Origin of the sequence: Altericroceibacterium indicum, assembly GCF_009828105.1 — a bacterium.
Classification (GTDB): domain Bacteria; phylum Pseudomonadota; class Alphaproteobacteria; order Sphingomonadales; family Sphingomonadaceae; genus Altericroceibacterium; species Altericroceibacterium indicum.
The window spans coordinates 200,017-225,468 of the sequence record NZ_WTYQ01000004.1 but is presented as its reverse complement, the minus strand read 5'-3'; the positions used below and the strand labels follow the sequence as shown (position 1 = coordinate 225,468).

General features: G+C 54.4%; 21 protein-coding genes. 13 read left to right on the top strand and 8 right to left on the bottom strand.

Annotated elements, in window-relative coordinates:
* Genes GRI39_RS11855 through GRI39_RS11845 form a run of 3 tightly spaced genes read right to left on the bottom strand, consistent with a single transcriptional unit; the run spans position 1 to position 4,204 of the window.
* Entirely contained in the window at positions 1-1,458 is a 1,458-nt protein-coding gene (locus GRI39_RS11855; protein WP_160739930.1) for an efflux transporter outer membrane subunit, read from the bottom strand.
* A gap of 8 nt (positions 1,459-1,466) precedes the next feature.
* A complete protein-coding gene (locus GRI39_RS11850; RefSeq protein WP_160739929.1) occupies positions 1,467-3,041 on the bottom strand; it encodes a DHA2 family efflux MFS transporter permease subunit in 1,575 nt (524 codons plus the stop codon).
* Complete coding sequence (locus tag GRI39_RS11845; RefSeq protein WP_343033338.1) at positions 3,041-4,204, bottom strand: HlyD family secretion protein; 1,164 nt, start codon at positions 4,202-4,204, stop codon at positions 3,041-3,043. The genes GRI39_RS11850 and GRI39_RS11845 overlap by 1 nt, the downstream gene beginning before the upstream one ends.
* 99 nt (positions 4,205-4,303) lie before the next feature.
* Between GRI39_RS11845 and GRI39_RS11840 the strand changes: the two genes are divergently transcribed.
* The 13 genes from GRI39_RS11840 to GRI39_RS11780 all read left to right on the top strand — a co-directional run bounded on the left by GRI39_RS11840 (position 4,304) and on the right by GRI39_RS11780 (position 18,438).
* Positions 4,304-4,741 (top strand): MarR family winged helix-turn-helix transcriptional regulator, encoded by a 438-nt coding sequence (locus tag GRI39_RS11840; protein ID WP_160739928.1) that lies wholly within the window; start codon positions 4,304-4,306, stop codon positions 4,739-4,741.
* Positions 4,742-4,876: 135 nt separating this feature from the next.
* A complete protein-coding gene (locus GRI39_RS11835; RefSeq protein WP_246205064.1) occupies positions 4,877-5,422 on the top strand; it encodes a hypothetical protein in 546 nt (181 codons plus the stop codon).
* A gap of 1 nt (position 5,423) precedes the next feature.
* Entirely contained in the window at positions 5,424-5,810 is a 387-nt protein-coding gene (locus tag GRI39_RS11830; protein ID WP_160739927.1) for a Rid family hydrolase, read from the top strand.
* Entirely contained in the window at positions 5,810-6,955 is a 1,146-nt protein-coding gene (locus tag GRI39_RS11825; protein ID WP_160739926.1) for an acyl-CoA dehydrogenase family protein, read from the top strand. The genes GRI39_RS11830 and GRI39_RS11825 overlap by 1 nt, the downstream gene beginning before the upstream one ends.
* Positions 6,952-8,016, top strand: a complete 1,065-nt coding sequence (locus GRI39_RS11820) for an enoyl-CoA hydratase/isomerase family protein (protein WP_160739925.1) — start codon at positions 6,952-6,954, stop codon at positions 8,014-8,016. The genes GRI39_RS11825 and GRI39_RS11820 overlap by 4 nt, the downstream gene beginning before the upstream one ends.
* A gap of 176 nt (positions 8,017-8,192) precedes the next feature.
* Positions 8,193-9,095 (top strand): sulfate adenylyltransferase subunit CysD, encoded by a 903-nt coding sequence (gene cysD, locus GRI39_RS11815; protein WP_160739924.1) that lies wholly within the window; start codon positions 8,193-8,195, stop codon positions 9,093-9,095.
* Positions 9,095-11,014, top strand: a complete 1,920-nt coding sequence (cysN, locus tag GRI39_RS11810; protein ID WP_160739923.1) for a sulfate adenylyltransferase subunit CysN — start codon at positions 9,095-9,097, stop codon at positions 11,012-11,014. The genes cysD and cysN overlap by 1 nt, the downstream gene beginning before the upstream one ends.
* Positions 11,015-11,019: 5 nt before the next feature.
* Positions 11,020-11,760, top strand: a complete 741-nt coding sequence (locus tag GRI39_RS11805; RefSeq protein WP_160740010.1) for a 3'(2'),5'-bisphosphate nucleotidase CysQ — start codon at positions 11,020-11,022, stop codon at positions 11,758-11,760.
* Positions 11,761-12,002: 242 nt separating this feature from the next.
* Positions 12,003-13,784 (top strand): tannase/feruloyl esterase family alpha/beta hydrolase, encoded by a 1,782-nt coding sequence (locus GRI39_RS11800; protein WP_160739922.1) that lies wholly within the window; start codon positions 12,003-12,005, stop codon positions 13,782-13,784.
* 24 nt (positions 13,785-13,808) lie between these two features.
* The gene (locus GRI39_RS11795) at positions 13,809-15,086 is read left to right on the top strand and encodes an MFS transporter (RefSeq protein WP_160739921.1); all 1,278 of its coding nucleotides are present in this window, start codon (positions 13,809-13,811) and stop codon (positions 15,084-15,086) included.
* 86 nt (positions 15,087-15,172) lie between these two features.
* Complete coding sequence (locus GRI39_RS11790) at positions 15,173-16,180, top strand: LacI family DNA-binding transcriptional regulator (protein ID WP_160739920.1); 1,008 nt, start codon at positions 15,173-15,175, stop codon at positions 16,178-16,180.
* Between the two features lie 171 nt (positions 16,181-16,351).
* Positions 16,352-17,512: a glycoside hydrolase family 68 protein gene (locus GRI39_RS11785; protein ID WP_160739919.1), complete on the top strand. Its 1,161-nt coding sequence runs from the start codon at positions 16,352-16,354 to the stop codon at positions 17,510-17,512.
* A gap of 26 nt (positions 17,513-17,538) precedes the next feature.
* Positions 17,539-18,438 carry an ROK family protein gene (locus GRI39_RS11780; RefSeq protein WP_160739918.1) on the top strand — a complete coding sequence of 300 codons (900 nt, stop codon included), beginning with the start codon at positions 17,539-17,541 and terminating at the stop codon, positions 18,436-18,438.
* A gap of 47 nt (positions 18,439-18,485) precedes the next feature.
* On the opposite strand, the gene GRI39_RS11775 is transcribed toward GRI39_RS11780, so the two are convergent.
* The 5 genes from GRI39_RS11775 to GRI39_RS11755 form a co-directional block, all read right to left on the bottom strand.
* Positions 18,486-19,571 carry an alpha/beta hydrolase gene (locus tag GRI39_RS11775; RefSeq protein ID WP_170324290.1) on the bottom strand — a complete coding sequence of 362 codons (1,086 nt, stop codon included), beginning with the start codon at positions 19,569-19,571 and terminating at the stop codon, positions 18,486-18,488.
* Positions 19,572-19,589: 18 nt separating this feature from the next.
* A complete protein-coding gene (locus GRI39_RS11770) occupies positions 19,590-20,588 on the bottom strand; it encodes an alpha/beta hydrolase (RefSeq protein WP_160739917.1) in 999 nt (332 codons plus the stop codon).
* 1 nt (position 20,589) lies between these two features.
* Complete coding sequence (locus tag GRI39_RS11765; protein WP_211371577.1) at positions 20,590-21,876, bottom strand: hypothetical protein; 1,287 nt, start codon at positions 21,874-21,876, stop codon at positions 20,590-20,592.
* 221 nt (positions 21,877-22,097) lie between these two features.
* Positions 22,098-24,452 (bottom strand): TonB-dependent receptor, encoded by a 2,355-nt coding sequence (locus GRI39_RS11760; RefSeq protein ID WP_160739915.1) that lies wholly within the window; start codon positions 24,450-24,452, stop codon positions 22,098-22,100.
* 440 nt (positions 24,453-24,892) lie between these two features.
* Entirely contained in the window at positions 24,893-25,417 is a 525-nt protein-coding gene (locus tag GRI39_RS11755; RefSeq protein WP_160739914.1) for a DUF3237 domain-containing protein, read from the bottom strand.
* Positions 25,418-25,452 lie beyond the last annotated feature (35 nt).

Below are 25,452 nucleotides of genomic sequence, written 5' to 3'. Positions count from 1 at the left end.
TTATTTTTGGCTGCCCTCTTCCCAGCCAAGGCCAAGTGCCTTTTCCACCGAAACGAATGATTCTGCCAACCCGGCTTGCGCACTCACCAGTGCCTGACGCAGAATCAGATGCTGGTTCTGCGCATCAAGCAGTTGAAGCCGGGACACGGTGCCAGCCTCAAATCGTTGCTGAGTAAGGGTGACAGCGCGGGCGCTGCTCTGTTCAGCCCGGGCAAGCCGAGCGACCATTTCCCGGCGGTGGCCAAAGGAAGCGAGAGAATCCTCTACATCCTTCAAGGCGTTGAGCACCGTCGAACGATAATTTGCGCTGGCTTCATCATTCGCGGCTTTCGCCTGCCGCACATTCGCCTTGCTGCGGCCAAAATCGAGGAAATTCCAGGTCAGTCTCGGCAAAGCAACCGCAGCGAAATCGTCGAGATTTGAGAGGTCAGAGATACTGGTGCCACCAACGCCCAAAATCCCTAAGAAACTCAGGCTCGGGAACTGGGCTGCTTCAGCAACACCGATCTGCGCATTGCTCGCCGCCAATTGCCGTTCCGCCATGCGAATATCAGGACGCCGACGGATCAGGCTTGCCGGGTCACCGACCGCAACCTGCGCCGGGGGGAGAGGAATTTCCGCTGATGGTTCCACGATAGAGTCTACCGCGCCTGGAACCTGACCTGTCAAAACCGCCAGAGCGTTGGCGAAGCTGGCAGCTTCGATCTGTAACGGTGAAAGGTCGCTCTGTGCCTGTTCAAGCGCTGTGTGCGCCTGATCAACGTCCACTTTCGATCCGGTTCCATGTTCATAACGCTGCTGCGTCAAATCAAGCTGAGTTTGACGCTGGTTGGCGATATCTCTCGCAAGCTCCAGTCGGTGCTGGCGATCACGAAGATTAAAATAGGCCTGTGCGACAGCAGAGGTCAGGCTGACCTGAGCATCTGCAACGGCGGCATCGGCTGCATCCAGTTTGGCACTAGCCGCTTCAGTCTTGCGGCGTTGTCCGCCGAACAAATCCAACTCCCAATTAGCCTGCAAGCCAAGGTTGTAGATGTTGTAGTTATTCGTCTTGCTGCCGCTTTCCCCATCGCTTGCAGTGTCACCTTCATTCCCTCCCAAGCTGAGGCCGGGAACTCGGATGTGGCTATAGACTGCCTGCGCGCCCACCGTTGGCGTCCCAGAGACCTCCTCAAGACGCAGAGATGCCCGCGCCTGGTTGAGCCTGGCCCGCGCAACATCGAGATCAGGGCTGCCTGCAATGGCCATCTGCTCCAACTGGTTCAGAATGGGATCATTGAAGTTCTCCCACCAGGCTGCAAGGCTTGGCTCCTGCTTCAGCACGGCCTCACCACCACGCACAAAGCCATTTCCCGCCTTGCCTGATGCAGAACCAATCTGCGGAGGACCGCCATAATTAGGCCCCACAGTGCAAGCACTGAGCAGAAGAAGCGAAGCAGGGATTGCGAGATATCGCATGGCGTGTCTCAATGAACTGGAGCCGAAGTCAGATTCTTCGGCAGGGGTTTAAGCAAGAAGGCCAGTGGCATGGCGATTGCAACGAACACAGCCAGAAGCCAGAACAGATCGTTATAGGCCATCACAAGCGCCTGCTGCGAAATCTGGTTGCCCAGCATACGGATCGCCGCTTCCGGCGACCCCAGCAGATGAGTCATTGATGTAATATAGTCCTGAACACTAATGCTGTTCGCGCTCACCGTTTCTTCGATGCGGCGCGAATGGAAATACATGCGCTGGTCCTGCATCGTGGCGATGCCGGCCAAAGCGAAGGATCCGCCAATATTACGCGCGGCATTGAAGATGCCGGACGCATCACTGGCCATAGAAGCTGGCACTGCAGAGATGGCAGCCTGATTCAGGAACAGAAAAGTCATCACCGTACCCAGGCCACGCAGCAACTGGGATTCCACAAAGGCAGAGCCGGTTGATGCAGCAGTCAGTTCCGTATCTACATAGCAACTCAGCGCTAACAAGAGCATCCCTGTCACTACAGCAATGCGCACATCTACATGCTTCATCAGCAATGGCATAAAGGGCATCGCCAGAAAGGCAGGTACGCCAGAAATCATCACAATCTTGCCCGCCTGATAGGCATCATAATCAGCGATCGCAGCGAGAAATTGCGGGATCACATAGGATGTTCCGTACATCACCATGCCCATCACAACGCCCATAATGGCAACACTGCCAAACACACGGTCAAAGAGCAAAGAAAGACGGATAACCGGGTTTGGCGACCGGATTTGCCCAATAATCATGAGCGTAAAACCAATCACCGACATGATCGTCAGCTTCACAATCATGCTGGAATCAAACCATTGTTCCCGATGGCCATCTTCAAGAACAACAGTCAAACCACCCAGACCAAGGCTCATGCCGATGATCCCAAACCAGTCCGCTTGGCCGATCAGATCGTACCGGGCTTTCTGAGTGGGCAACCCCACCAGCAACAGAACCACCAATACGACACACACTGGCACATTGAGGAAAAACGCATAATGCCAGCTCAGTGCTTCAGTCAGCCAGCCGCCAAGCAATGGCCCCATCACAGGCCCCAGGATGGCAGTCATCCCGAAGAGAGCCGTTCCCAGAGGCTGCTGATGCGGCGGCAGTCGGGTAGCGATGATCGTCATCGCGGTGGGGATCAAAGCACCACCAGTAAAACCCTGCCCTGCACGGCCAATGATCATGGTTTCCAGATTGGTCGCCATCCCACACATCACTGAAAACACAGTAAACAGGACCGAAGCAATGAGCAGGAATCTGCGCAGCCCAAAGAGGCGTTCCAACCAACCAGACAGCGGAATAATGATAATTTCCGCAACCAGATAGGCCGTCGCAACCCACGTGCCCTCAGAACTGGAAGCACCGATCTCACCTTGAATAGTAGGCAAAGCAGAATTGACGATCGAAATATCGAGCGTCGCCATCATGGCACCCAAAGTTCCGGCAGCTACTGCGAGCCAGGCACCCGCATCGGCGTTTGGCTGCCGGTCAGGCTGCGAGCGTTCCTGATCGGCTGTGGTCACAGAACCAGCCATCAGTTAGACGCCTGCGCCCGCTTTTCCTGTCGCTTCTCGATTTTATCCAAGTCACCCTTGGCTGAACGCGTATCCACACTCACTGTGACCGACATACCAGGAACGAGCAACTTCTGCGTTTCCGGTGATGCATCGATAAAGATGCGGACAGGAATTCGCTGAACAATCTTGGTAAAGTTACCCGTCGCATTTTCCGGGGGCAGCAAAGAAAATTCAGCGCCCGTCCCAGGAGAAAAGCTGGCTACCTTACCGTGCAGTTCAATGTCATTAAGAGCATCAACTTCGATCGTTACCGGCTGGCCAGGGCGCATCAATGCAACCTGCGTCTCTTTAAAGTTAGCCGTGACATAAAGACCAGTGTTCGGAACAATCGACATAAGGCGCAAAGCCGGTTGAACAAATTGCCCCACGCGCACTGTTTTATTGCCAACACGCCCATCAATGCTGGACTGAAGAATGGTAGAATTCACGTTGACTTCGGCTTCGTCCAGCTGAGCCACATTGGCTTCACCTTGCGCCTGCGCCTGAGTAACCTGTGCATTCAGTGTGTTGAGCCGGCGCTTGGCAGCTTCCACGCCAGCTGCAGCATTGGCAACAGCTGCCTGTGCCTGGTCAGCCTGATTACGACGTTGATTGAGAGTCTGCTTAGGCTCCGCACCAGTAGCCACAAGTGGCTCATATCGTGCCACTTCCGAACGGGCGAAGGAAAGGTCTGCCCGCGCTTTGGCCAGCTGTGCCTGAGCCTGCTGGATGGCAGCTTGCTGTTCACCGATTTGCGCCCGGATGGCATTCGCATTGGCCTTAGCCACATCGATCTGAGCCTGCGCCTGCTGCGCTTGCGCACGATAATCACGCGGATCAATTCGAACCAGTGGATCACCTTTTTTGACGAATTGATTATCCTTTACGAGGACTTCTTCGACATATCCGGAGATCTTCGGCGAAATGGTCACCGAATCAGCCTGAACGAAGGCATCGTCAGTGCTTTGCATATATTTACCGACTGTCTGATAGTGAACGAACCAAGCGATTCCCGCTATCACCAGAACCACGACAGCTATCATTAACCCCTTGCGAACTTTAGGATTCTGGAAAGCAGTCGCCTTCTTTTCCGGCGCTTCTGTTTCTACTGTTTCGCCGTTTTGTTCTGCGATTTCGCTCACGCTGAGACGTCCTTCGTCAAACTGATTTCGTCCGATTCGACTTGCCTAATGCTCGCAATTGCAGCATATGGCAATCCCCTATATTGAGGGCCCTCTGTAATGCCTAAAGTCGAATCGCTCGTCGCAGAATATGTCGAGCTATATGTTAAAATGATGAAAATGATGGATCGGCGCATGACCCAATGCGGCGCATCCTTTGCCCGCACGCGCGTCTTACTGGTATTGTTCAAGTTTGGAGAACAGCGCGCAACGGAGATTGCAGAACGCTTCAGTCAATCACCACGCACTGTAACCGAGGCTATTGATGCGCTTGAACGAGACGGGCTGGTTAGCCGCTGCCCTGATCCGTCAGACCGCCGGGCCAAGCTGATACATATAACCAGCAAGGGCATTGAATCGCTTGAGAAAACCGAGCCTATGCGTCAAAAATTCATCGCTCAAACTTTTGGTAAGCTGAGCGATGAAGAAAAAAGCAGCTTTCACCACGTCATCGCCAAGCTCAACCACGCCGTTGATGACATGCAAAATGAGGGCTGAGTGTGGTCCTCAACCTTCATTATGTGACTGACCAAAGTCTACCTGTTTGGGAATTCGTGCGAAGAGTTCCGTGAAAGGGTGATCTCCAAGTATAGCAGGAAAGGAAATCGATACGCCGCGTTAAGAATAGGCGGAATGAGTTTTGAGGAGAGTAAAATGAACAGAAAAATGAAAGGCTTAATTGCGCCTTCACTGGCGATCGGCCTTGTATGCAGCCTCGCTGCCTGTGACAATAAAGCGCCTACAGAAAGCCCTACGCCCGACAGTGGAGAGGCACTTAATGCCCCCCCTTCAGAGACGGACACCCTCCCGGCAAACTCTACATCAGACCAAGCCAACAATGAGAAAACATCTGCCCAAAGCGGGATAATTCCTACGCCTATTCAGGGGCGCTGGGGTCTCGTTCCAGCGGATTGCACAAGCACAGCAGGTGACGCAAAAGGGTTGATGGTCGTTAAACCCACGGAATTGGAATTTTACGAATCCGTGGGCAAATTAGGCCGGGTTTCTCAGAGTAGTAACAATAGCATCAAAGCCGATTTTGCTTTCTCTGGTGAAGGCATGACCTGGGACCGCGAACAATCGATGACGCTTGAAGATGGCGGAAAAACCTTGGTTCTGACCGAGTTTGGACAGGGCGCAACCCCCACCCCCCTCCGCTACAAGAAATGCGAGAATTGAGATGAGCAGAGTTTCCATTCCCCCGCGCTCTCCTTTTGAAAAAGAAATCGGCTTCACCCGCGCTTTGCGCGTAGGGCAAAGAATTGAAGTGTCTGGTACAGTTGGCATTGCAGAGGATGGCTCTGTTCCCGAAAGCGCTCGCGAGCAGGCGGACCGTTGCTTTGCGTTAATTGCCGATCATATTGAACGGCTTGATGGTAAGGTCAGCGAGATCGTCCGCATCCGGATGTTTGTGACTGACATGGCATATGCTGATGATGTTAGCGCAGCCTTTGCCGCCGCCCTGCAAGGCGTTCGCCCTACAGCCACGCTCGTCGGCGTGACTTCTCTTTATGATCCTAGCTGGAAGGTTGAAATCGAAGCCGAGGCACAGGTCGGAGAAACCTGATGGGCGGGCAATTTTCGCTGACGGAAGACCAACTCGCCATTCAGGAAGCTGCACAGCGTTTTACCGCTGAGCAGATTACGCCCCATGCGGCTGAATGGGACGTCCAGCATATCTTCCCGCGCAACGTCATCCAGCAAGCGGCAAAGCTGGGGTTTGGCTCCATCTATGTCTCGGAAGAGAATGGCGGCATTGGCCTTACCCGATTGGAGGCAGTGCTCATCATGGAAGCGATGGCTTATGGTTGCCCCGCGACCAGCGCCTTCCTGTCGATCCATAATATGGCGAGTTGGATCATTGATCAGTTCGGTTCACCTTTATTGCGGGAAAAATACCTTCCTTCCATGGTGGGGATGGATCGTTTTGCATCCTATTGCCTTACCGAACCCCATTCCGGCTCTGACGCTGCGGCACTGACCAGCAGTGCGATCCGGGAAGGCGACCACTACCGGGTGAACGGCACCAAGCAGTTCATTTCCGGTGCAGGCGAGAATGATCTTTATATAACCATGCTGCGCACCGGGGAGGATGACCCCAGGGGAATCTCCTGCATCGTGATCGAAAAAGACATGCCCGGCGTCAGCTTCGGATTACCTGAACGCAAACTGGGTTGGCATGCCCAACCCACTGCCTCGGTACATTTCGACAATGTCCTGGTGCCGGTTGAAAATCTGGTGGGGCGAGAAGGTCAGGGCTTCACCATTGCGATGAGCGGCCTGGATGGCGGCAGGCTGAATATCGCTGCCTGCTCTCTGGGCGGTGCCCAGCGCTGCCTCGATGAGACTGTACGCTATGTCAGCGAACGCAAGCAATTCGGAAAGAAACTGGCCGACTTCCAAAACACCCAGTTCACGATTGCCGACATGGCCACCGACCTTGAGGCGGCGAGAGCGCTGCTTTATCTGGCTGCCGACAAGGTGACGGAAGGAACGGCTGACAAGACCCGCTTCGCCGCTATGGCCAAACGTCTGGCAACCGACCACGGATCGACCATTGCCGACAAGGCTCTACAGTTGCATGGGGGCTATGGATATCTGGAAGACTATCCCATCGAACGGTTCTGGCGCGATCTGCGGGTCCATTCGATCTTGGAAGGCACAAACCAGATCATGCGGATGATCATTGGAAGGGACTTACTGCGCGAATGAGTGAAGATCTGAGCATTCACACCCATGGCTCCATCGGCCATATTTCTCTCAGACGCCCCAAGGCCCTTCATGCACTGACGCTGGACATGTCCGCAGCCATAGCTGAGGCATTGATCCGGTGGCGTGCAGACCCTGCGATCTCCACTGTGCTGGTGGATCATGCCGAAGGGCGCGGGTTCTGCGCTGGCGGCGATGTGGTCAGTATCCGAAAATCTGTATTGGAAGATGGCGGTGAAACAGGCCGCGCATTCTTTTTCACAGAATACCGCCTGACCCATCTGATGTTCACCTACCCAAAACCGATTATCACATTCATGGATGGGGTGACGATGGGTGGCGGTGTGGGGCTATCCACACCTGCCAGCTACCGGATTGCGACCGAAAATACACTGTTCGCCATGCCCGAAGGTGCCATCGGCCTGTTTCCTGATATTGGTTCGGGCTGGTTTCTTCCCCGGCTTCCCGGGCGTGTAGGTGCCTTTCTGGCCCTGACCGGAGCAAGACTTGACGGCGCAGAATGTCACTGGGCCGGGCTTGCCACTCACTATCTGCCCAGCACCGCCATAGCTGAGGCCAAGGCGCGCATTATCGCAACACCCGAAGCAGTCGAACAAGTTCTGGCCGAACTATCCATCGCTCCGTCCCCTGCTCGGCTCGCGAAGAATGCCGAGAAAATTGACCGGCTATTTGCCTCCAACTGCCTAGAAGACATTCTTGAAGCCTTGCAGAACGATCCTTCAGATTGGGCAGCAAAGGAACTCAAAACGCTGCGCTCCCGTAGCCCGCAAAGCTGCAAAGTGGCCTTGCGCTTGCTCGCGGAAGGACCGCACCGCAAGGATTTTGCCGAGGAGATGGAAGTAGAATATCGCTTGGCGGTGCGTTCCATCATGCGCCCGGATTTTGCTGAAGGTGTCCGCGCAGTTTTGGTGGACAAGGACAATACACCAAGCTGGAACCCGCCCAGCGCTCAAGAGGTGAGCGACGATCTGCTCGACCAGATGTTTGCGCCATTGGACGATGATCAGCGCTGGCGCCCTTACTCCGAAGCCTTGCAAGACTGACCAGCAAGCACTTTCAAAAACAACACAAAAGCGCGCCTCAGCGCCGAGTGGTATGGTGGGCATTTAGGGGTGACAAGAAAATGTCACCCGCCCATCGCCTTGCGATTACGCGCCTCAAAGGCCAATCAACCTCTCAACATTGTTACACCCAATTATCCGAGGTTTGAACGCGCCCTATGCAGCGTCTGACGCATCTTCAGCGGCTTGAAGCCGAAAGCATTCATATCATGCGCGAGGTCATGGCCGAAGCGCAGAACCCGGTCATGCTCTATTCGGTGGGCAAGGACAGCGCAGTGATGCTGCATCTGGCCAAGAAAGCCTTCTACCCCTCGCCACCGCCCTTCCCGCTGATGCATGTAGATACGACCTGGAAGTTTCAGGACATGTATGCCCTGCGCGATAAGGCTGCGCGTGATGCCGGGATGGAACTCATCGTCTATCAAAACCCTGAAGCCAAGGAACGCGGGATAAACCCGTTCGATCATGGTCCGCTCCATACCGATATGTGGAAGACGGAAGGGTTGAAGCAGGCTCTCACCAAATATGGCTTCGACGCTGCCTTTGGCGGCGCACGGCGGGATGAAGAGAAAAGCCGCGCGAAAGAGCGTATCTTCTCCTTCCGCACTGCCAGCCATGGCTGGGACCCGAAGAACCAACGGCCCGAATTGTGGAACCTCTACAACGCCAAAAAGGCCAAGGGGGAAAGTATCCGGGTATTCCCCCTGTCGAATTGGACCGAACTCGACATCTGGCAATACATCATGGCCGAAAATATCGAGATCGTGCCGCTCTATATGGCAGCCAAACGCCCAACAGTGGAGCGTGATGGTCTGCTGATCATGGTCGATGATGATCGCTTCCCATTGAAGCCCGGCGAAGAGCCTGAGATGCGTTCCATCCGTTTCCGTACATTGGGTTGCTACCCGCTGACCGGCGCTGTCGAAAGCACGGCTTCCACACTCTCTGAAGTGGTGCAGGAAATGCTCCTCACCACTACCTCAGAACGGCAGGGCCGCGCAATTGACCGCGATGGAGGGGATGCCTCAATGGAGAAGAAAAAGCAGGAGGGCTATTTCTGATGGCCGATATTCAGACACAGGACCCGGTCTACAAGACCGATGCTCTCATCGCCGAAGACATCGACGCTTATCTCGACATCCATCAGAACAAGGGCCTGCTCCGTTTCATTACATGTGGCAGCGTGGACGATGGCAAATCGACCCTGATTGGCCGTTTGCTCTATGATTCCAAGATGATCTTTGAAGATCAACTGGCAGCACTCGAAGCCGATTCCAAACGGGTTGGCACACAGGGGCAAGACATCGACTTTGCTCTGCTGGTGGATGGACTGGCGGCGGAACGCGAACAGGGCATTACGATTGATGTCGCCTACCGCTTTTTCGCGACCGAAAAGCGCAAATTCATCGTCGCCGACACACCAGGGCATGAACAATACACCCGCAATATGGTGACGGGTGCCTCCACCGCCGATTTAGCAGTGATCCTGATTGACGCACGCAAAGGGGTGCTATCGCAAACCCGTCGTCATTCCTTCCTCGCTCATCTTATCGGCATTCGTCACATTGTGCTGGCAGTGAACAAGATGGACCTGGTGGGTTACGATCAGGCCACATTTGACGAGATCGTCAGCGATTACAGCAACTTTGCAGAGAGCATCGGGATCAAGGATTTCACTGCCATTCCGATTTCAGGCTTCAAGGGCGACAATATCGCCATAGCACCTTCGCCTGAAACACCGTGGTATTCCGGCCCCAGCCTGATCGAACATCTTGAAACGGTAGACCTTGGCGCTGACGAAGAACAGGCCCGGCCGTTCCGTATGCCAGTGCAATGGGTAAACCGACCCAATTTAGATTTCCGGGGCTTTTCAGGCCTTATCTCAGATGGTGAAATTGCCCCCGGCGACACAGTTCGCATTGTTCCTTCGGGCAAGACGAGCACCGTCAAAAGCATCGTCACCATGGATGGCGATAAAGACGAGGCGGTGGCTGGCCAATCTGTTACGCTGACACTGGCAGATGAAGTGGATTGCAGCCGAGGTGATGTGATCGCTGCCGCAGATGCGCCACCACAAGCAGCCGATCAGTTTGAGACCACCATAGTATGGATGAGCGATGAAAATCTCATTCCCGGGCGCGGCTATTGGCTGAAACTCGCCACACAAACAATTAGCGCGACAGTGGCCGAGCCTAAATATGAGATTGACGTCAATTCGCTGGAACACCTTGCAGCCAAGTCGCTGAGCCTCAATTCAATTGGCGTGGCTGAAGTCACCACCGATAAACCCATCGTGTTTGAATGCTACAAGGACAGCAAGCAACTCGGCGGGTTCATTCTGGTGGACAAGATCACCAATGCCACCGTGGCTGCGGGCATGATCCATTTCAGCCTGCGCCGCGCGCAAAATGTCCATTGGCAGCCCACCACCATTACGCGAGACGACCATTCGGCGATGAAGAACCAGAAGCCTGCGCTTTTGTGGTTCACGGGCCTTTCTGGTTCGGGGAAATCAACCATCGCCAATGTGGTCGAAAAGAAGCTCGCCCGGATGAACCGGCACACTTTCCTGCTGGATGGCGATAATGTGCGTCACGGTCTCAACAAGGATCTGGGCTTTACCGAAGCGGATCGGATCGAAAACATTCGCCGCGTGGGCGAAGTCGCCAAGCTGATGACCGATGCCGGCCTGATCGTCATCACCGCTTTCATCAGCCCATTCCGTGCCGAACGCGAAATGGTCCGCAACATGCTGCCCGAAAACGAATTTATCGAAGTCCATATCGACACGCCGCTGGAACTTGCCGAAGCGCGCGATGTGAAGGGGCTCTACAAAAAGGCCCGCAGCGGCGAATTGAAGAATTTCACCGGGATCGACAGCCCTTATGAAGAGCCGGAAAAACCGGAAATTCGCATCGATACAACTGCAATGACTCCTGAAGAGGCGGCTGATCTGATTATTGCCAGGATCATTCCATGAGCCAGATGAGCGACGCAGAACTGGCGGCCCACCTCGCAATCTGTGCCGGACGCATTCTGCTGGAAGTCCGCGACAGCGACGTGTTTGAGGGCAAATCGCTGGGTAAGGCGGGCGACAAAGTCGCTAATCAGTTCCTCATTCAGGCGCTGCGTGAACAGCGGCCTGAGGATGGCCTCCTCTCGGAAGAGAGCAAGGATACTGACCATCGGCTCGAAAAATCACGCGTGTGGATTGTCGATCCCGTCGACGGCACCCGTGAATATGGCGAAGCGCGCTCTGATTGGGCGGTCCATATCGGCCTAGCGATTGATGGTGTTGCTGAAGTGGGGGCGGTGTCGCTACCGGGCCGTGATGGTGGATTGGTTCTACGCTCTGATCAGACCACCCCTGCCCCGGCCTATACAGGGCCACCGCGCCTCGTCGTCAGCCGCACGCGCCCGGCAGAGGAATCTGTTGCAGTGGCCCAAAAGCTTGGCGGCGAGTTGGTTCCCATGGGCTCCGCCGGAGCCAAAGCCATGGCTGTGGTTTGCGGGGAGGCCGAGATCTATCTGCATTCCGGCGGTCAGTTTGAATGGGATAGCTGTGCGCCAGTTGCAGTTGCCCGCTCCCATGGGCTCCATTGCTCGCGCATTGATGGAAGCCCACTCATCTATAATCAATCGAACACCTATCTGCCGGATTTGCTGATCTGTCGCCCCGAATGGGCCAAACAGGTCCTGCAACTGGTGGCAGAACTCAAGCGCTAATTCCACCAACGCAAGCGACTGCCCACGCTTCAGGCGATTGTTCCTTATCAAAGGCGATTGCTTGAAGATTGCCGCGGCGGAGATGTAAGTTTGCGCATTGCAATCGATTGAAATTCGAATTAGCACACATTTGCCGTAGGAATCTTGTATTCTTCCGACGGGCAGGTGAGACAAGTTCCGCTTTAAGCGCACCTCCTGCCTTAGCCGTTCGTGGCAATCAACGATTGAGTGGGGGTAGGTAAATGACAAGGCATTCCTTTTTTAATTGCGCTGCATCAGTCTTGGGTTTGAGTGCATTGGCGGCTTGCGCAACAGGCGCGCCTCAAGCACCAGAAACACAAGTCGCATCCTCTCAGGTCGGGCCAGCAGCACGCTGCACCGCACTTGGCGAAATGATGGCTTCACACTGGCCCGATGCCGGCACGAAATTAAGTGATGCAACCTATCATGAAGCTGGCCCTTTCAGCATACCCGCGCGAATTCCGGGCGCCCCTTCGACCACGCTCAACCTACCGGCGCATTGCGAACTGACCGGCATTACCCATGAACGCAAAGGCGTGGATGGGCAGGATTACGCAATCCGCTTTCACGTCCGCCTGCCAGAAAAATGGAATGGGCGCTTCCTGTTTGAAGGTGGCGGCGGAACCAATGGTGAATTGGGTATGGCCATCGGGATGGTTGGTTTCGGCAAGCCAACGGCTTTGCAAGAAGGTTATGCCATTCTCTCGCAGGATTCCGGCCATAGCAATGCGATCAACACAGTGCCGGATAAGGGCGGCCCGACCGCCTTTGGCTTCGACCCTCAGGCCCGTGCTGACTATGGTGGTGAATCGCTCAAAACCTCAACGCTTGCAGCCAAGGCTTTGATCAAAACCTATTATGGTGCTGACCCCCGATATAGCTACTTCTTCGGTTGTTCCAAAGGCGGGGAAGAAGGTATGGCCCTCGCCCAACGCTACCCCACTTTATATGATGGCATCGTTGCTGCGGCACCTGGCTTTTCGCTTCCCCGTGCGGCCATCGCCGAAGCATGGAACACTCAAGCCTATGCCGGGATTCTAAAGGCTGAAAACAAACCTTTAACAGTTGCAAACCTGGCCTCCACATTCTCGGATGGCGATATGGCCCTTGTTCGCCAATCGATCCTTGAAGCCTGTGACGCAAATGATGGCCTGACGGATGGTCTCGTAGGCGCCTATCACCAATGCACTTCACCAAAAGTCATTCAGCACCTGAAAGCGCATAGCTGCAAGGGTGACAAGGCAGATGGATGCCTTTCCACGGCCCAGATCGATGCTTTGGAAAAAGTGCATCAAGGCCCTCGCACCAGCAAAGGTGAACAGATTTACCCCGGCCTCCCATGGGATGCCGGATGGGGCGATGCTGGCTGGCGCATCTGGCATATCGGATCTTCAGACGGGCGCGTTCCGTCCATCAATGTGGCAATGGGTGCACCATCATTGTCAATCATGTTCAGTACACCCCCCAAGGTGCCTGGCGTAGGTTTGGACGGATATCTCGCCTATCAGGTCAATTACGATTTCGACCGTGACCCGGCAAAAATCTACGCCACGAATGCTGAATTCAAGCAGTCTGCGTGGGATCTGATGAGCGCACGTTCATCCAATCTGGCAGCCTTCCGGGCACGTGGCGGAAAACTGATTGTTCCTCATGGTCTTTCTGACCCTGTTTTCTCCATTGCCGACACGATGGCGTGGTGGAATGAGGTCAATCAGGCGAACAATGGTACAGCAGCCGAATTTACCCGGGTCTTCCCGGTACCCGGCATGGGGCATTGTCAAGGTGGTCCGGCGACAGACAATTATGATTCCTTCGGAGCCTTGGTCAATTGGGTTGAAAAGGGCAAAGCGCCTGACAAGCTTATCGGCACCGCAGGACCGGCGAGCCCATGGCCAGGCCGCACTCGGCCGATCTGTCCTTATCCGCTTGAAGCACAGGCAAACCCCGGCGCGCAAAGCAATGATCCGGCTGCCAGCTTCACCTGCAAGGCCAAATCAGAATAATTGAACGGAAAGGGCCCAGTTTTAATGGCCTCGTCAACGCAACCTACACCTGTTCAGTCGACCCGCTTTCTGAAACTGCTCATCTTCTTGATGTTTGCCAGTTTTGCGATGACAACGGATTCAGTCGGTACGATCATTCCTGAAGTCATCCGCGATTATAAGCTAGGCATGACAGCGGCGGGTTCGTTTCATTACGCATCCATGTCCGGGATCGGATTGGCGGCCATTCTGCTTGGCTTTCTTGCTGACAGATTTGGCCATAAAGCCACTATTCTGCTCGGGTTGGGGCTGTTCTGTGCCACTTGCGCTTTGTTTGCAGTCGGAAACAGCTTCGGGATTTTCGTGCTGTTGCTGTTCGTATCAGGCTTGGGCATCGGCATTTTCAAGGCCGGTGCTCTGGCACTGATCGGAGACATTTCACACTCAACCCACGAACATGCTTCGAACATGAATCTGGTGGAAGGGTTCTTTGCTATTGGCGCTGTGATTGGCCCGGCCATTGTTACCTTTTCGCTGCAAAACGGGTTCAGTTGGAAGATGGTCTATCTCGTTGCCGCTGCCCTTTGCCTCATGCTGGTGGTGGGTACGCTTTTCGCTCCATTTCCTAAACATCGCCCCAAGGCAATTGATGAAAAGCCAGCAGATATGCGCGATGCCTTGCGGTTGTTGAGCGATCCGTTTGCGCTGTTTTTTGCGGTAGCGCTGATGCTCTATGTAGGGGCAGAGGCCGCCATTTATGTCTGGGCCCCCACCTATTTTGCTGACTATACTGGCAATTATGTATGGCTCGCAGCCTATCTCGTTTCCATTTTCTTTATTCTGCGCGCAGTAGGCCGTTTCTTTGGTGCGTGGCTTTTATCCAAGCTTAATTGGACGGTGGTTGTGGCGATCTGCAGTACAGCCATGGCCCTTCTGTTCTGGGTGGGCGTTGCCGGGGGGCGTGATGTCGCCGTTTTCGCACTGCCAGCCACAGGCATCTTCATGTCGGTGCTTTACCCGACAATGAACTCCACAGGCATCAGTTGCTTTGATAAAAGCCGCCACGGATCAATCGCTGGTTTCTTGCTGTTCTTCACCTGTATCGGGGCAGTCATCGCTCCGCTGGCCATGGGGGCCGTCGGAGATATGCTGGGCAATAGCGATTACAGCATGATTTTGGGCAGCCTGTTTGCCACCTTACTGGCCATTCTCTGCCTATGGAATGTGGCCCGCCAACCTATTGCCAAGAAACTGGCTGAACGTAACGCCGAAGATTATGGATCGATCGATCCTGCTGACGTAAACGTTCGTCCTATCTCATAGACATTGCAGAGGCGGCGCACTGCTCTTGCAAGTCACGCGCCGCCGTTCCATGGCTTGTAAGGCTGCAATAAGAGAGAGATGTTAGTTTGGCCGAGAAAATACGCACCATATACGATCTGGCTAAGTTAGCTGGTGTATCCGGTGCTACTGTGTCCCGCGCACTGGCTGGCAAAGATGTCGTCAATTCGAAAACTGCTGAGAAAATCCGCAAACTGGCAGCCGATCATGGATTTCGTCCCAGTTCAATAGCGCGCAATCTGCGGATGCAGAAGAAGGGTGCGATCGGCGTCGTCATTCCTCTGGGCCATGATAAAACCCAGCATATCTCTGACCCTTTTTTCATGACCTTGATTGGCGCGCTGGCCGATGAACTGACCGAGAAGGGTTTTGATCTCGTATTATCGCGGATTATTCCGGATACTGATGATTGGCTGAACCGCATGATCGATTCTGATCGGGTGGATGGCTACATCATCATCGGACAATCCAACCAGTCCAAAACTCTTGACCGTGTAGCCCAGAGTTACCTCCCGATGGTTGCCTGGGGGGCTTTCGCGCAAGGGCAGATACATTGCTCAGTGGGAACGGATAACTTCCTCGGTGGAATGCTGGCAGCGTCCCATCTGATTGATAAAGGCTGCAAGAAACTGGCCTTTTGCGGAAATACCCAAGCCATCGAAATGGCCCTGCGCCTTGATGGTGCAAAAGAAGCCGTTAAGCAGTCCGGCAAGGATGTTAGCCTGGTTGAAACCCCGACCCACCTCGCGGCAGAGTTGAGCGGGACCGATATTGCGGCTTTTCTCGACAGTACTGACGAAATGCCGGATGGCATCTTTGCAGGCTCTGACCTGATAGCACTCACCGCTATACAAGTACTGGTTGGACGGGGCCTTTCCGTACCAAACGATGTCCGCGTGATTGGTTTTGATGACTTGTTATTAGCGCAAACCAGTGTCCCCACATTGACCACTATAAGGCAGGACATCACTTCAGGTGCGAAACATCTCGTGGAATGCTTGCTAGCACGCATCAATGGCGCGCCGACCGGGTCCATCGTGCTCAACCCCGAATTGATTCAGCGCGCATCCACTTAGGGCTGGGCCTCTGTGATAAAAGAAAGCAGAATTGTCTTTGCAATCGATTGTGCAACGGGCGTTTTTTGCATAGAAGAAAGAACATAATAAATTTGGGAGGCACGGGCTGATAGCGCAAAAGATGTCGCGCCAGAGGCTGCTCCCTTCAGCATGAAAGCGTTTTCTACTTTGATGTCACAGAATGCCCAGCCTGAAAAAGCTCTCACCAACGTAACTGCACCATCACATTGGACTGCCGGCCATATTCGCGCAATCAACTCAGATAGTATCGAAACGGCTCCTGCTTTTGGCCCAGACGATTTCAGTGCTGTGGGTAATAAAATAGATATTTGGGATGCTTGGCCTGTTCAGGATGCCGATGGGCACCCTTCCCTCATTTCTCATGATGAAGTTCTGTGGATGGCGCTTGCTGCGCCCCGCTTTGACGATCCGGAAGAACGTCATGGCCATGCACGTATTTACTTGCTCCTCCGCAAAGGCAAAGAATGGATAAATCTCGGGCCACTGATGCCGGATGGCTTCTCCCCCGGAAGCCGCGAATGGTCTGGTTCGGCTGTCCTTGGCGCTGACCGCAGGACATTGGTTCTCTATTTCACCGCAACCGGCCTTCGTGGAGAAAGTGTCATCACATTCACCCAGCGCATGTTCAGCACACGCGCGACATTGGTGAAAGATGATACTGGCTACCACTTTGAAAACTGGCGTGATTTGACAGAAGTCATTCCTTTAAAACCGGATTGGTATATGCCGAGCGATGCCGGAAACGGTAAGATCGGAACGATCAAAGCTTTCCGGGACCCGGGCTATTTCTTCGATCCGGCAACCGGCCGCCACTATCTGTTCTTTGCTGCTTCCAAGGCGTTTTCCCATTCCGCTTTCAACGGGGTCGTCGGCGCAGCCTTCTGTGACGATCCGTCACGCGACGAATGGCACGTCATGCCACCACTGGTAAGTGCCGATGAACTCAACAATGAATTGGAACGCCCGCATGTGGTGCTCCATAAAGGCCTTTATTACCTCTTCTGGTCTACGCAGGCCCATGTCTTCAACCCGGAAGGCCCAACCGGCCCAACCGGACTATATGGCATGGTAGCATCCGCCCTTACCGGCGATTGGAAGCCTGTGAACGGTTCAGGTTTGGTCTTTGCCAATCCGCTGGATGCGCCAAAGCAAGCCTATAGCTGGCTTGTGATGCCTGACCTTAAAGTCACCAGCTTTGCCGATCAGTGGGGGCCGGTTGAACTGGCAGATGGTGAAAGGCGCTTTGGCGGCACTTTTGCTCCAGATATTCAACTCTGGCTGGACGGAGACCGTGCAGGTCTGATCAAGTAAACTGTGGCACAGCAAGGACAAGGAACATGACAGGCAAAGCACTGCGCTTGGGCGGCATCGAACTGGGCGGGACCAAATCAATTGCCATTCTCTCTGATGGAGAAAGCATTCTCGAACGTGCAACCTTTCCAACCCGTTCGCCAAGTGAAACCTTACCACTGCTGTCTGCTCAGTTGCGAAACTGGAACAGAGAAGCATCGCTCGATGCACTGGGAATTGCTTCTTTTGGACCTTTGCAGCTCAATAAAGCCGCGGCAGGCTTTGGAAAGATGCTGCCGACCCCGAAACCGGGCTGGGAAGGTGCTGAAATCACCACGACACTGAGTGGCGGGCTGACCTGTCCATTCGCCATCGACACCGATGTGAACGGAGCGGGTTTGGCTGAATATTGCTGGGGCGCTGGACGCAATTGCAGCAGCCTGTGCTATATAACCATCGGAACCGGCGTCGGCGGTGGGTTAATTGTCAACGGCGCACCAGTCCATGGTGCCATGCATCCGGAAATCGGGCATATGCGTATCCGCCGCGTAGCTGAAGACCAATTTGGTGGAGCCTGCCCCTTTCATGGTGACTGCCTTGAAGGATTGGTCAGCGGGCCAGCACTGGCAGCACGGTTCGGTTGTGACCCGGCCACGGTAGGCGAAGATGATCCACGCTGGACTTATGTGGCATCGGACATCTCTGAAATGGCCGTAAACCTGCTACTCACCTGTTCAGTTCAGCGCATTTTGATTGGTGGCGGTGTAGGAATGGGCCGAGCGAAGCTTCTGCCCAAAGTGCGCCAACTCACAGTGGAACGCCTTGCCGGCTACCTGCCTTTCGCAACCCCAGAAACGATCGATACGATTATCGTCGCGCCTGAACTCGGGGACAATGCCGGCCCCATGGGCACAGTGGCGCTCGCCCTGGATGCACTTTCCCAATAATTGAAAGGCCGCATTGCAGTGGTTCACCTGCAATGCGGCCTTTCCGATCATATTTTGAGTGGTTGACCGAATGCGCGGCGCACCGCGTTCATTTTGGCTCGGGTAAATTCCTTCGCCAAACCCGTATCAGGCGCAACGCGGTCAAATCCGTGGAAAGCACCGGGCAACACCAGCAATTCGGTTGGCACACCGGCTTCAGTGAGATGACGACCATATTCGATATCTTCATCTACAAACAAATCGACTCCGCCTACACCGATAAAGGTCGGTGGCAGACCGGAAAGGTCATTTCGCCGCGCTGGCACAGCAGCCGCAGGAACATTGGATGCGCCCGGCTCTGTCCCGAGAAAGCTCTTCCAGCCAAATTTGTTTGCGCGCGGGTCCCAGCCGACAACACCGATATACGGCGGCAATTGCCGAGTTGAACCTGTCCGATCATCCAGCATCGGGTAAACGAGAATTTGCGCTGCCAGTGGAATTTCGCCGCGATCACGGGCCACCAGAGCCAGCAGGGCGGCATGGCCACCACCCGCGCTTTCACCCAAAAGCGCAATCCGGCTGCTGTCTACCCCAAGGGATGCCGCATTCTTATAGAGATAGCGAAGGCCAGCGTAATTGTCTTCGATCGAACCTGTATATCGCGTTTCTGGTGCAAGGCGATATTCCACCGTGACGATGACACAATCGAGTTCACGGGCGATATTTTGCAAATAGCCTACTTCCCATTTCGCCGCACCAAGGATGAAGCCACCCCCATGAGTATGTAAAATGGCCGGGCGGGACGCGCCTTCACTCGCATTGATAATATAAACTGTCACATCAGGCTGGCCGGGCATACCGGGAGCGACCTGCTTCTGAACTGGAATATCGTCCTGTACGGGCAGAGCGCCAATTCCGCCATTAGGCCGCATTGCTGGAAGCGTTTCATTCGAAAAAGGCTTCATGCCCTTGATGGAATCCAGCACGGCTTGTGCCGCTGGGCGCAGTTCAGGCGCGACATGCTTGAGAGCCAGAGCCTGATCAGGCGTATCAGAGGCCGTCGCAGCAAAGCCCACGCCACCACGCACTGCCATAGCGCCAGCCAGAGCAGCACCGCCCAGCCTGGCAAAATCCCGTCGGTTTATTCCTGCCATAATCCTATCCCTCTTCTTTTATGCAGCGTGACGATTGAGCCAGCGGCCAAATAAATCAATCCACTCACTGGCTGGCAATTCAGGCTGACTCGGTCCAAAACCATGCCCACCTTCTTCAAAGAAATGTGCTTCACACGGGCGATCAGCCGTTCGCAGTGCCTGAAGCATCATAATGCTGTTTTCCGGCGGAACGGCAGGATCATCCAGCGCATGAACCAGGAAGCAAGGCGGGGTTTGCGCTGTGACGTGATAGGCCGGTGAGCGCCTATTGGTGGCTTCCATTGTCGGGTGCTCCCCTAACAAGCGCTGCGTGCTTTCCGCATGGCCAATACCTTCGACCTGACTGATAACGGGGTAAATCAAACCCGCCGCCCGTGGGCGCGCCGTGAGCGCATCTGCACTGTCTCGGGGGGTATAGACCTGCTCGTCAAAAGCCGTCACCAAAGTGGCGGCGAGATGGCCACCAGCGGAAAATCCGACAGCATAGATATGTTCAGGATCGCACTGATAGGATGCAGCCCGCTCACGAATAATCCGCATGGCTCGCTGGGCATCTTGTAAAGGCACGTTTTCGCGATGGGTCCACCCTTCGCCCGGCAGGCGATACAGCAGCACGAACACCGTATAGCCCAGCGCATTCATCCTGCGCGCGATCTGCACGCCTTCATTGTCAATGGAAACAAAAGTGTAGGCACCACCAGGCATAACCAGCAGAGCACGCCCATTCGGCTTCTCTGGACGGAAGACGCGCAGCACGGGCATATCGACGTTGCGCAGGAAAGTGGCAGGCCAGTCCTTAGGCAATTCCTTCGCAGAGAAGCCACTTTCCGGTGTACCTTTGGGCCATAACGTAATTGAAGGCGTGGCCTTCCATGTGGCGAGTGCATCTTGCGGCGTGATCTGTGCAAAAGCCTTGGCTGGTTTCAACGTTGCCCCGGCAACAGCAGCAGCCATGCCGCTTGCGAGCAAGAAATTGCGCCGGCCAATCGGCGCTATATCTTTCACACTATCACCCATATTAATCCGCCCTTTCCATCTGGTCGGTCTCGTTGATCAGATCGAGCAACCCGTTCACGATAGCGCCTTCTGCACAGCCTGGCTTCACTTTTGAAGACAGCACTTCAAAGGTGTTATAGCCGAAAGCAGCTTCATCAGGGATATATCCTGATGAAGACGCGCCGTTGGTCAATGTCGCCAGAATTGTATGCTTATAGGGCGACTCTCGTTTGAAACGCTGCCCGATCATTGTGAACAACTCAGCATCGACTGCGCCGATAATAGTATCGCCAATGCGCAGCACGCCAAGGCGGATATCAACGGGTTTGCCATCCACATAGGTGCCAGGGTGCCCTGCCCTGCCACTGTCTGTACGGGTTCTTCCCGGACAGGTTACGCTTTCCTGCACGCCTTCAAGATCAGCGCTGGCTTGTGGCCGCTCCATATTAGCGCGCAAAACATGGAGAACTTCTTCGCCAAGCATTTGACCATATGTGTTAACCATCTGTTTTTGCTGGTCAAATAACTTGGCGATAACGGGATTATTCTTATTCAGCCCCTGTCCGCCCGGAGGCATAGAGTTGCTGATGTCTTCACCTTTTTTGGCGAAGTTTGCGACACGAATGGCCCGTAAATCATATGTTTGCTGAAAGAAAATAGGGTTCTGATCGCCTGCCGCTCCCATGGACCACAGCGCGACGGCATCATCCCCCAGTGCATTTTCAATGTAATCGGAAGTGACGCCTGGAATATCGCCGCTGAACTGATCCAACATTCCAGTCACGACGCCATGCACAGCGTAATTATAATAGACCGCTATAGGGGTGCCATCAATGTTAGAAAAACGCAGTACAGCGACGGTTTTATCTGATGGACCATCATAGTTAGGGCCTTCACGCCATTGGTGACTTTGCTTGTCCACCATGTTGCGATTGACGTTGATATAGGACCGCCCGGTGCCATAGCTGACAGTAGCAGGCTCCAGCTTTACAGCCGCTTCGCGGAGCGCTGTAAGTACCTGTTTTTCAAACGCTTCACCCTTGAAAAATGCGCTGTGCGAATGAGACGCTGAGAGGAGGAATTGCTTGCGTGGAATATGCAGTTCACGCTCTGCTGCTGCGGTAATATGATCCCAGCTTTCAGTCGTCAGCGCGACGGAATCCACCGTGACCATTGCCGCACGGGTCTTACCATCATCCAGCACCAATGCGCGGACATGAACCGGGTCAAGTACGCCTTCAATATGAGGCGGCCAGTCCTTCTTGTCCGGCGTAATATCGAGCTTTGCGGCACCTGCCTGCAACGACACCTGAGAAGAACCTAAAGGAGCCTGAGCGGAACATATCGAGGCCTGAAATGCCAAAACAAGGGCCATAACTGTCCACCGCAGCGCTCGCATCCTGTCTCTCCCTGAAAAAACGCACCATCAAATTAGCAGCTCCCCATTCCTGCCACCGACCGCGTTCACCGGCATCACCAATGGAGAGATAGAAACGGGCGGAGTTTCCCCCGCCCGTTCATCATTGTCGATCAGAACTTGAAACCGATCCGGCCACCCCAGATGCGGGGTGCTTTGTAGTTCACAACCGTTGAGCTCCATGTCGTGACGACATTGGTTGGCTGACGGTCATTTTCCAGATTGGTGACAAAGGCTGTCAATGTGATCGGAGAATTATCCGGCACATAGGTCAGGTTCAAATCGGTCTTGGTGTAGCTGTCGTTCCGGCTCTGCCGGTAGTTGGCCACATCGCCATAATTGCTCGACTGGACATAGAAATCGACCGATGGGGTCAACACGCCGTTGAAGAGATAGAAATCATGGGCGTAGCTGAAACGGCCGCTCCACTTCGGTGCATTGGCCAGACGGTTACCAGTGAAATCGGCCGTGGCTGACGGGATTGTCGCATAGCCAAAGATTGCCGGAGCGAGGATGTTATACATCGTGTCGGCAGAATGGAGACTGTCCTGACCATCGGGGTAGGAACGGAACTCTGTATCGAGGAATGACACATAGGCCGTGAAGCGATCCTGCGAAGTCGGACGGAATGTTGTTTCCAGCTCGACACCGCGAATGCGCGCTTTGGCGGCATTGGTCGTCACTGGGACAGGGCCCTGAAGCGGATCAACAATCACACTGGAAACCTGCAGATCGTTATAATCCATCCAATAGCCGGTCAGGCCAACAAAGAGCCGACGATCAAGCAGATCTGCACGCAGACCGGCTTCATAATTGGTGACCGTTTCCGGGTTATATCCGGTGAAGCCTTCAGGGTTGGTGCTGGCTTCCAGACCACCTGAACGATAGCCTGTGCTCACCGAAGCATAACCAAGCACGTCCGGGGTCAGGTCATATTCTGCACCAAGCTTCCAATTGACCTTGCTGAAGGTTGCCTTGTCGCGGTTCGTATCGTCCGTGAAGGCGATCTGCGCGACGGGGCAGCTTTCCACATTGGCTTTGGCCCGGGTCACTGTTCCACCCGAGCAGACTAGCTGGATGTTCTGATTGTAAACCTGATCCCAAGTGGCGCGAATGCCGCCGGTGAGACGCAGAGAATCTGTCAGTTCATACTTGATCTGACCGAACAGGGCCTGCGAACGGCTGCCGACATTGCTCGGCTTCGTGAGCACATCCACTGCATTGATGGTGGAAATTTCAAAGCCTTCGCCAGCATAATTAGCGCCAGCGGCATTATAGACCGAATTGAACGGATAAGGCGCAGTGTTGCCAGCATGGATCAGACGTAGCCCGGAATCCTGCTTGTCCTGATAGATATAAGCACCAGCCACGATCGAAAGCGGGCCGTTCTCATAATTGACGTCCAGTTCGTTGGACCAGGTCTTGGTTTTCAAACCAATGCCCTGCTGGTCATACACGCCAGTGGCGGCGTCCATGCCATCGTCTTCAACCTGTGAGTAACCGGAAATCAGCGTGGCCGTCAGATTATCTGTCGCATTCCAGGTCAGACGCGAACGGGCACCATAATAAGTGATGTCCTGACGGTTATCCTTGATGGTTTCCGAGCCAGGATTGACCGTGTCATCTGGTGCATTGACCAGTACGCCATCGCCGAAAGTGCCGGTTTGAAGGTCAGCATCGGGATAATAGATGTAGCTGCGCAGATAGGTGAGCGGGATCGTGCCCTTGTTCTTGCCGTAGGAAACAGCAACACGCCAATCGAGATTGGAAGTGAGATGCGCAAGGCTGGTCAGGCGCAGGCCAGTGGTGTTGGCCTTACTGAAATTGTCGTCTGCATTGAGCTTGGGCTCATAGCCATCATCCACTTCATGCAGCGCAGCAAAACGCAGGGACCAATCATCGGTGACCGGCAGATCAACCGCGAGACGGGTGCGGACACTGTCATTGCTGGCATATTGGAAATCGCCATCAACGCCGAAATCGTTACCCGGGTCGCGGGTATTGATGTTCACCACACCGGCCGTGGCATTACGGCCATAGACCGTACCTTGTGGGCCGCGCAGCACTTCAACCGAAGACAGGTCGAACAGGCCAAGCTTCAGGACCTGTGCGGATGGTTCGTAAATCCCGTCAATCTGGGTCGCAACAGTGGAGTAGCCGCTATAGGCGTTGTTGGAGCCGATACCGCGAATGGAAAAGCCGTTCTGGCTAAGCTGAAGGTTAGGCGCGGTGCTGACGAGATTTTCTGCAGTGGTGATGTTCTGGCGATCAAGCGAGTCCTGCGAAACCACAGAAACGGCCACAGCAGCCTTGGTCAGAAGTTCAGAGCTCTTCTGCGCAGTCACCACGATCTGGCCGTAATCCGGCTCCGAATTGGCGTCCGTGGTGGTGGTAGACTGATCCTGCGCCATGGCGGGAGTGGCGATGGCAGCAAGACTGGCGGCAACCAGATAGACGTGCTTTTTCAAAGTGCTTTCCTCTCAAGCGATCTCAAAACATGTCGATGAACCGCCTCAAAGATGGAGCGGCTGCAAACAGATCGCAGAAAGGGAGCCATGCCCGGCACCAGCGTGGATCATCCATGCCGCGCCAATCGATCATTTCCTGTCGGGAAAGGACCTCACCAAACATCACTCTTCTGTCGACGTTCTTTTGCAATCGATTGCCTGCTCGTTACCCATTAGGATGCGGACAAGCAAGGGGCGGACTGGGTCAGCCCGCCCCTTGCCTGAGGTGTATCGAAGTGCAAAATCGTCTTCGCCGCTGGAATGCTATCTTTTAATATCAATAAGATAGAATTTTATTTTGCGCTAAAAGAACTAGAGTTTCTTTTCAGCTCACTGCCTGAATCCGCACATAAATCGATAGCAATCGATTGCGGTTTATCGGCAAGTGTTGCAAATCTGCGTCAATTATCCGGTACAACTTGATAGATACTGATCTTCACAGCGGGTTCGCCATTCGGCCCCTTCGCTGGAGCAAGCGTCCCGATATAAGTATTATTCGAGAGCGCTTCATACTTGCCTTCAGGTGCCTCAAACACCGGGTGGGTGAAGACGGAAATGTCCTCACCGTCTTTCGGCGGGCACAGGGTCCCGGTGTTGAGGATATTGATAACCACGCCGTCATCAGTCTTGAGAAAGTAATCCGCTTTCACCTGGGTACAGCCATTGGCGAGCTGCAACTGCCAATCCCATCCACCGGGCATGATCGTACCGCGAATATCCGGCCCTTCAAAATGCCCGCCCGTAATCGGAATGATGTTGCGATGTCCGCGCTCTGTCTGGCCAACCGGAATATCCTTTGCCAGCAGCACCGTTTCAGCAAATGTGAATACCAGCTTGGGTGCGTTTGCCGTGTCTGCCGCCTGCCCTGAAACAGGTGCCACTGCGAGCACCATGGCTCCCAATGCCAACAATGTCTTGTTTATCATATATCCTCTATTCCTTTGTTTCTCGCAAATATACG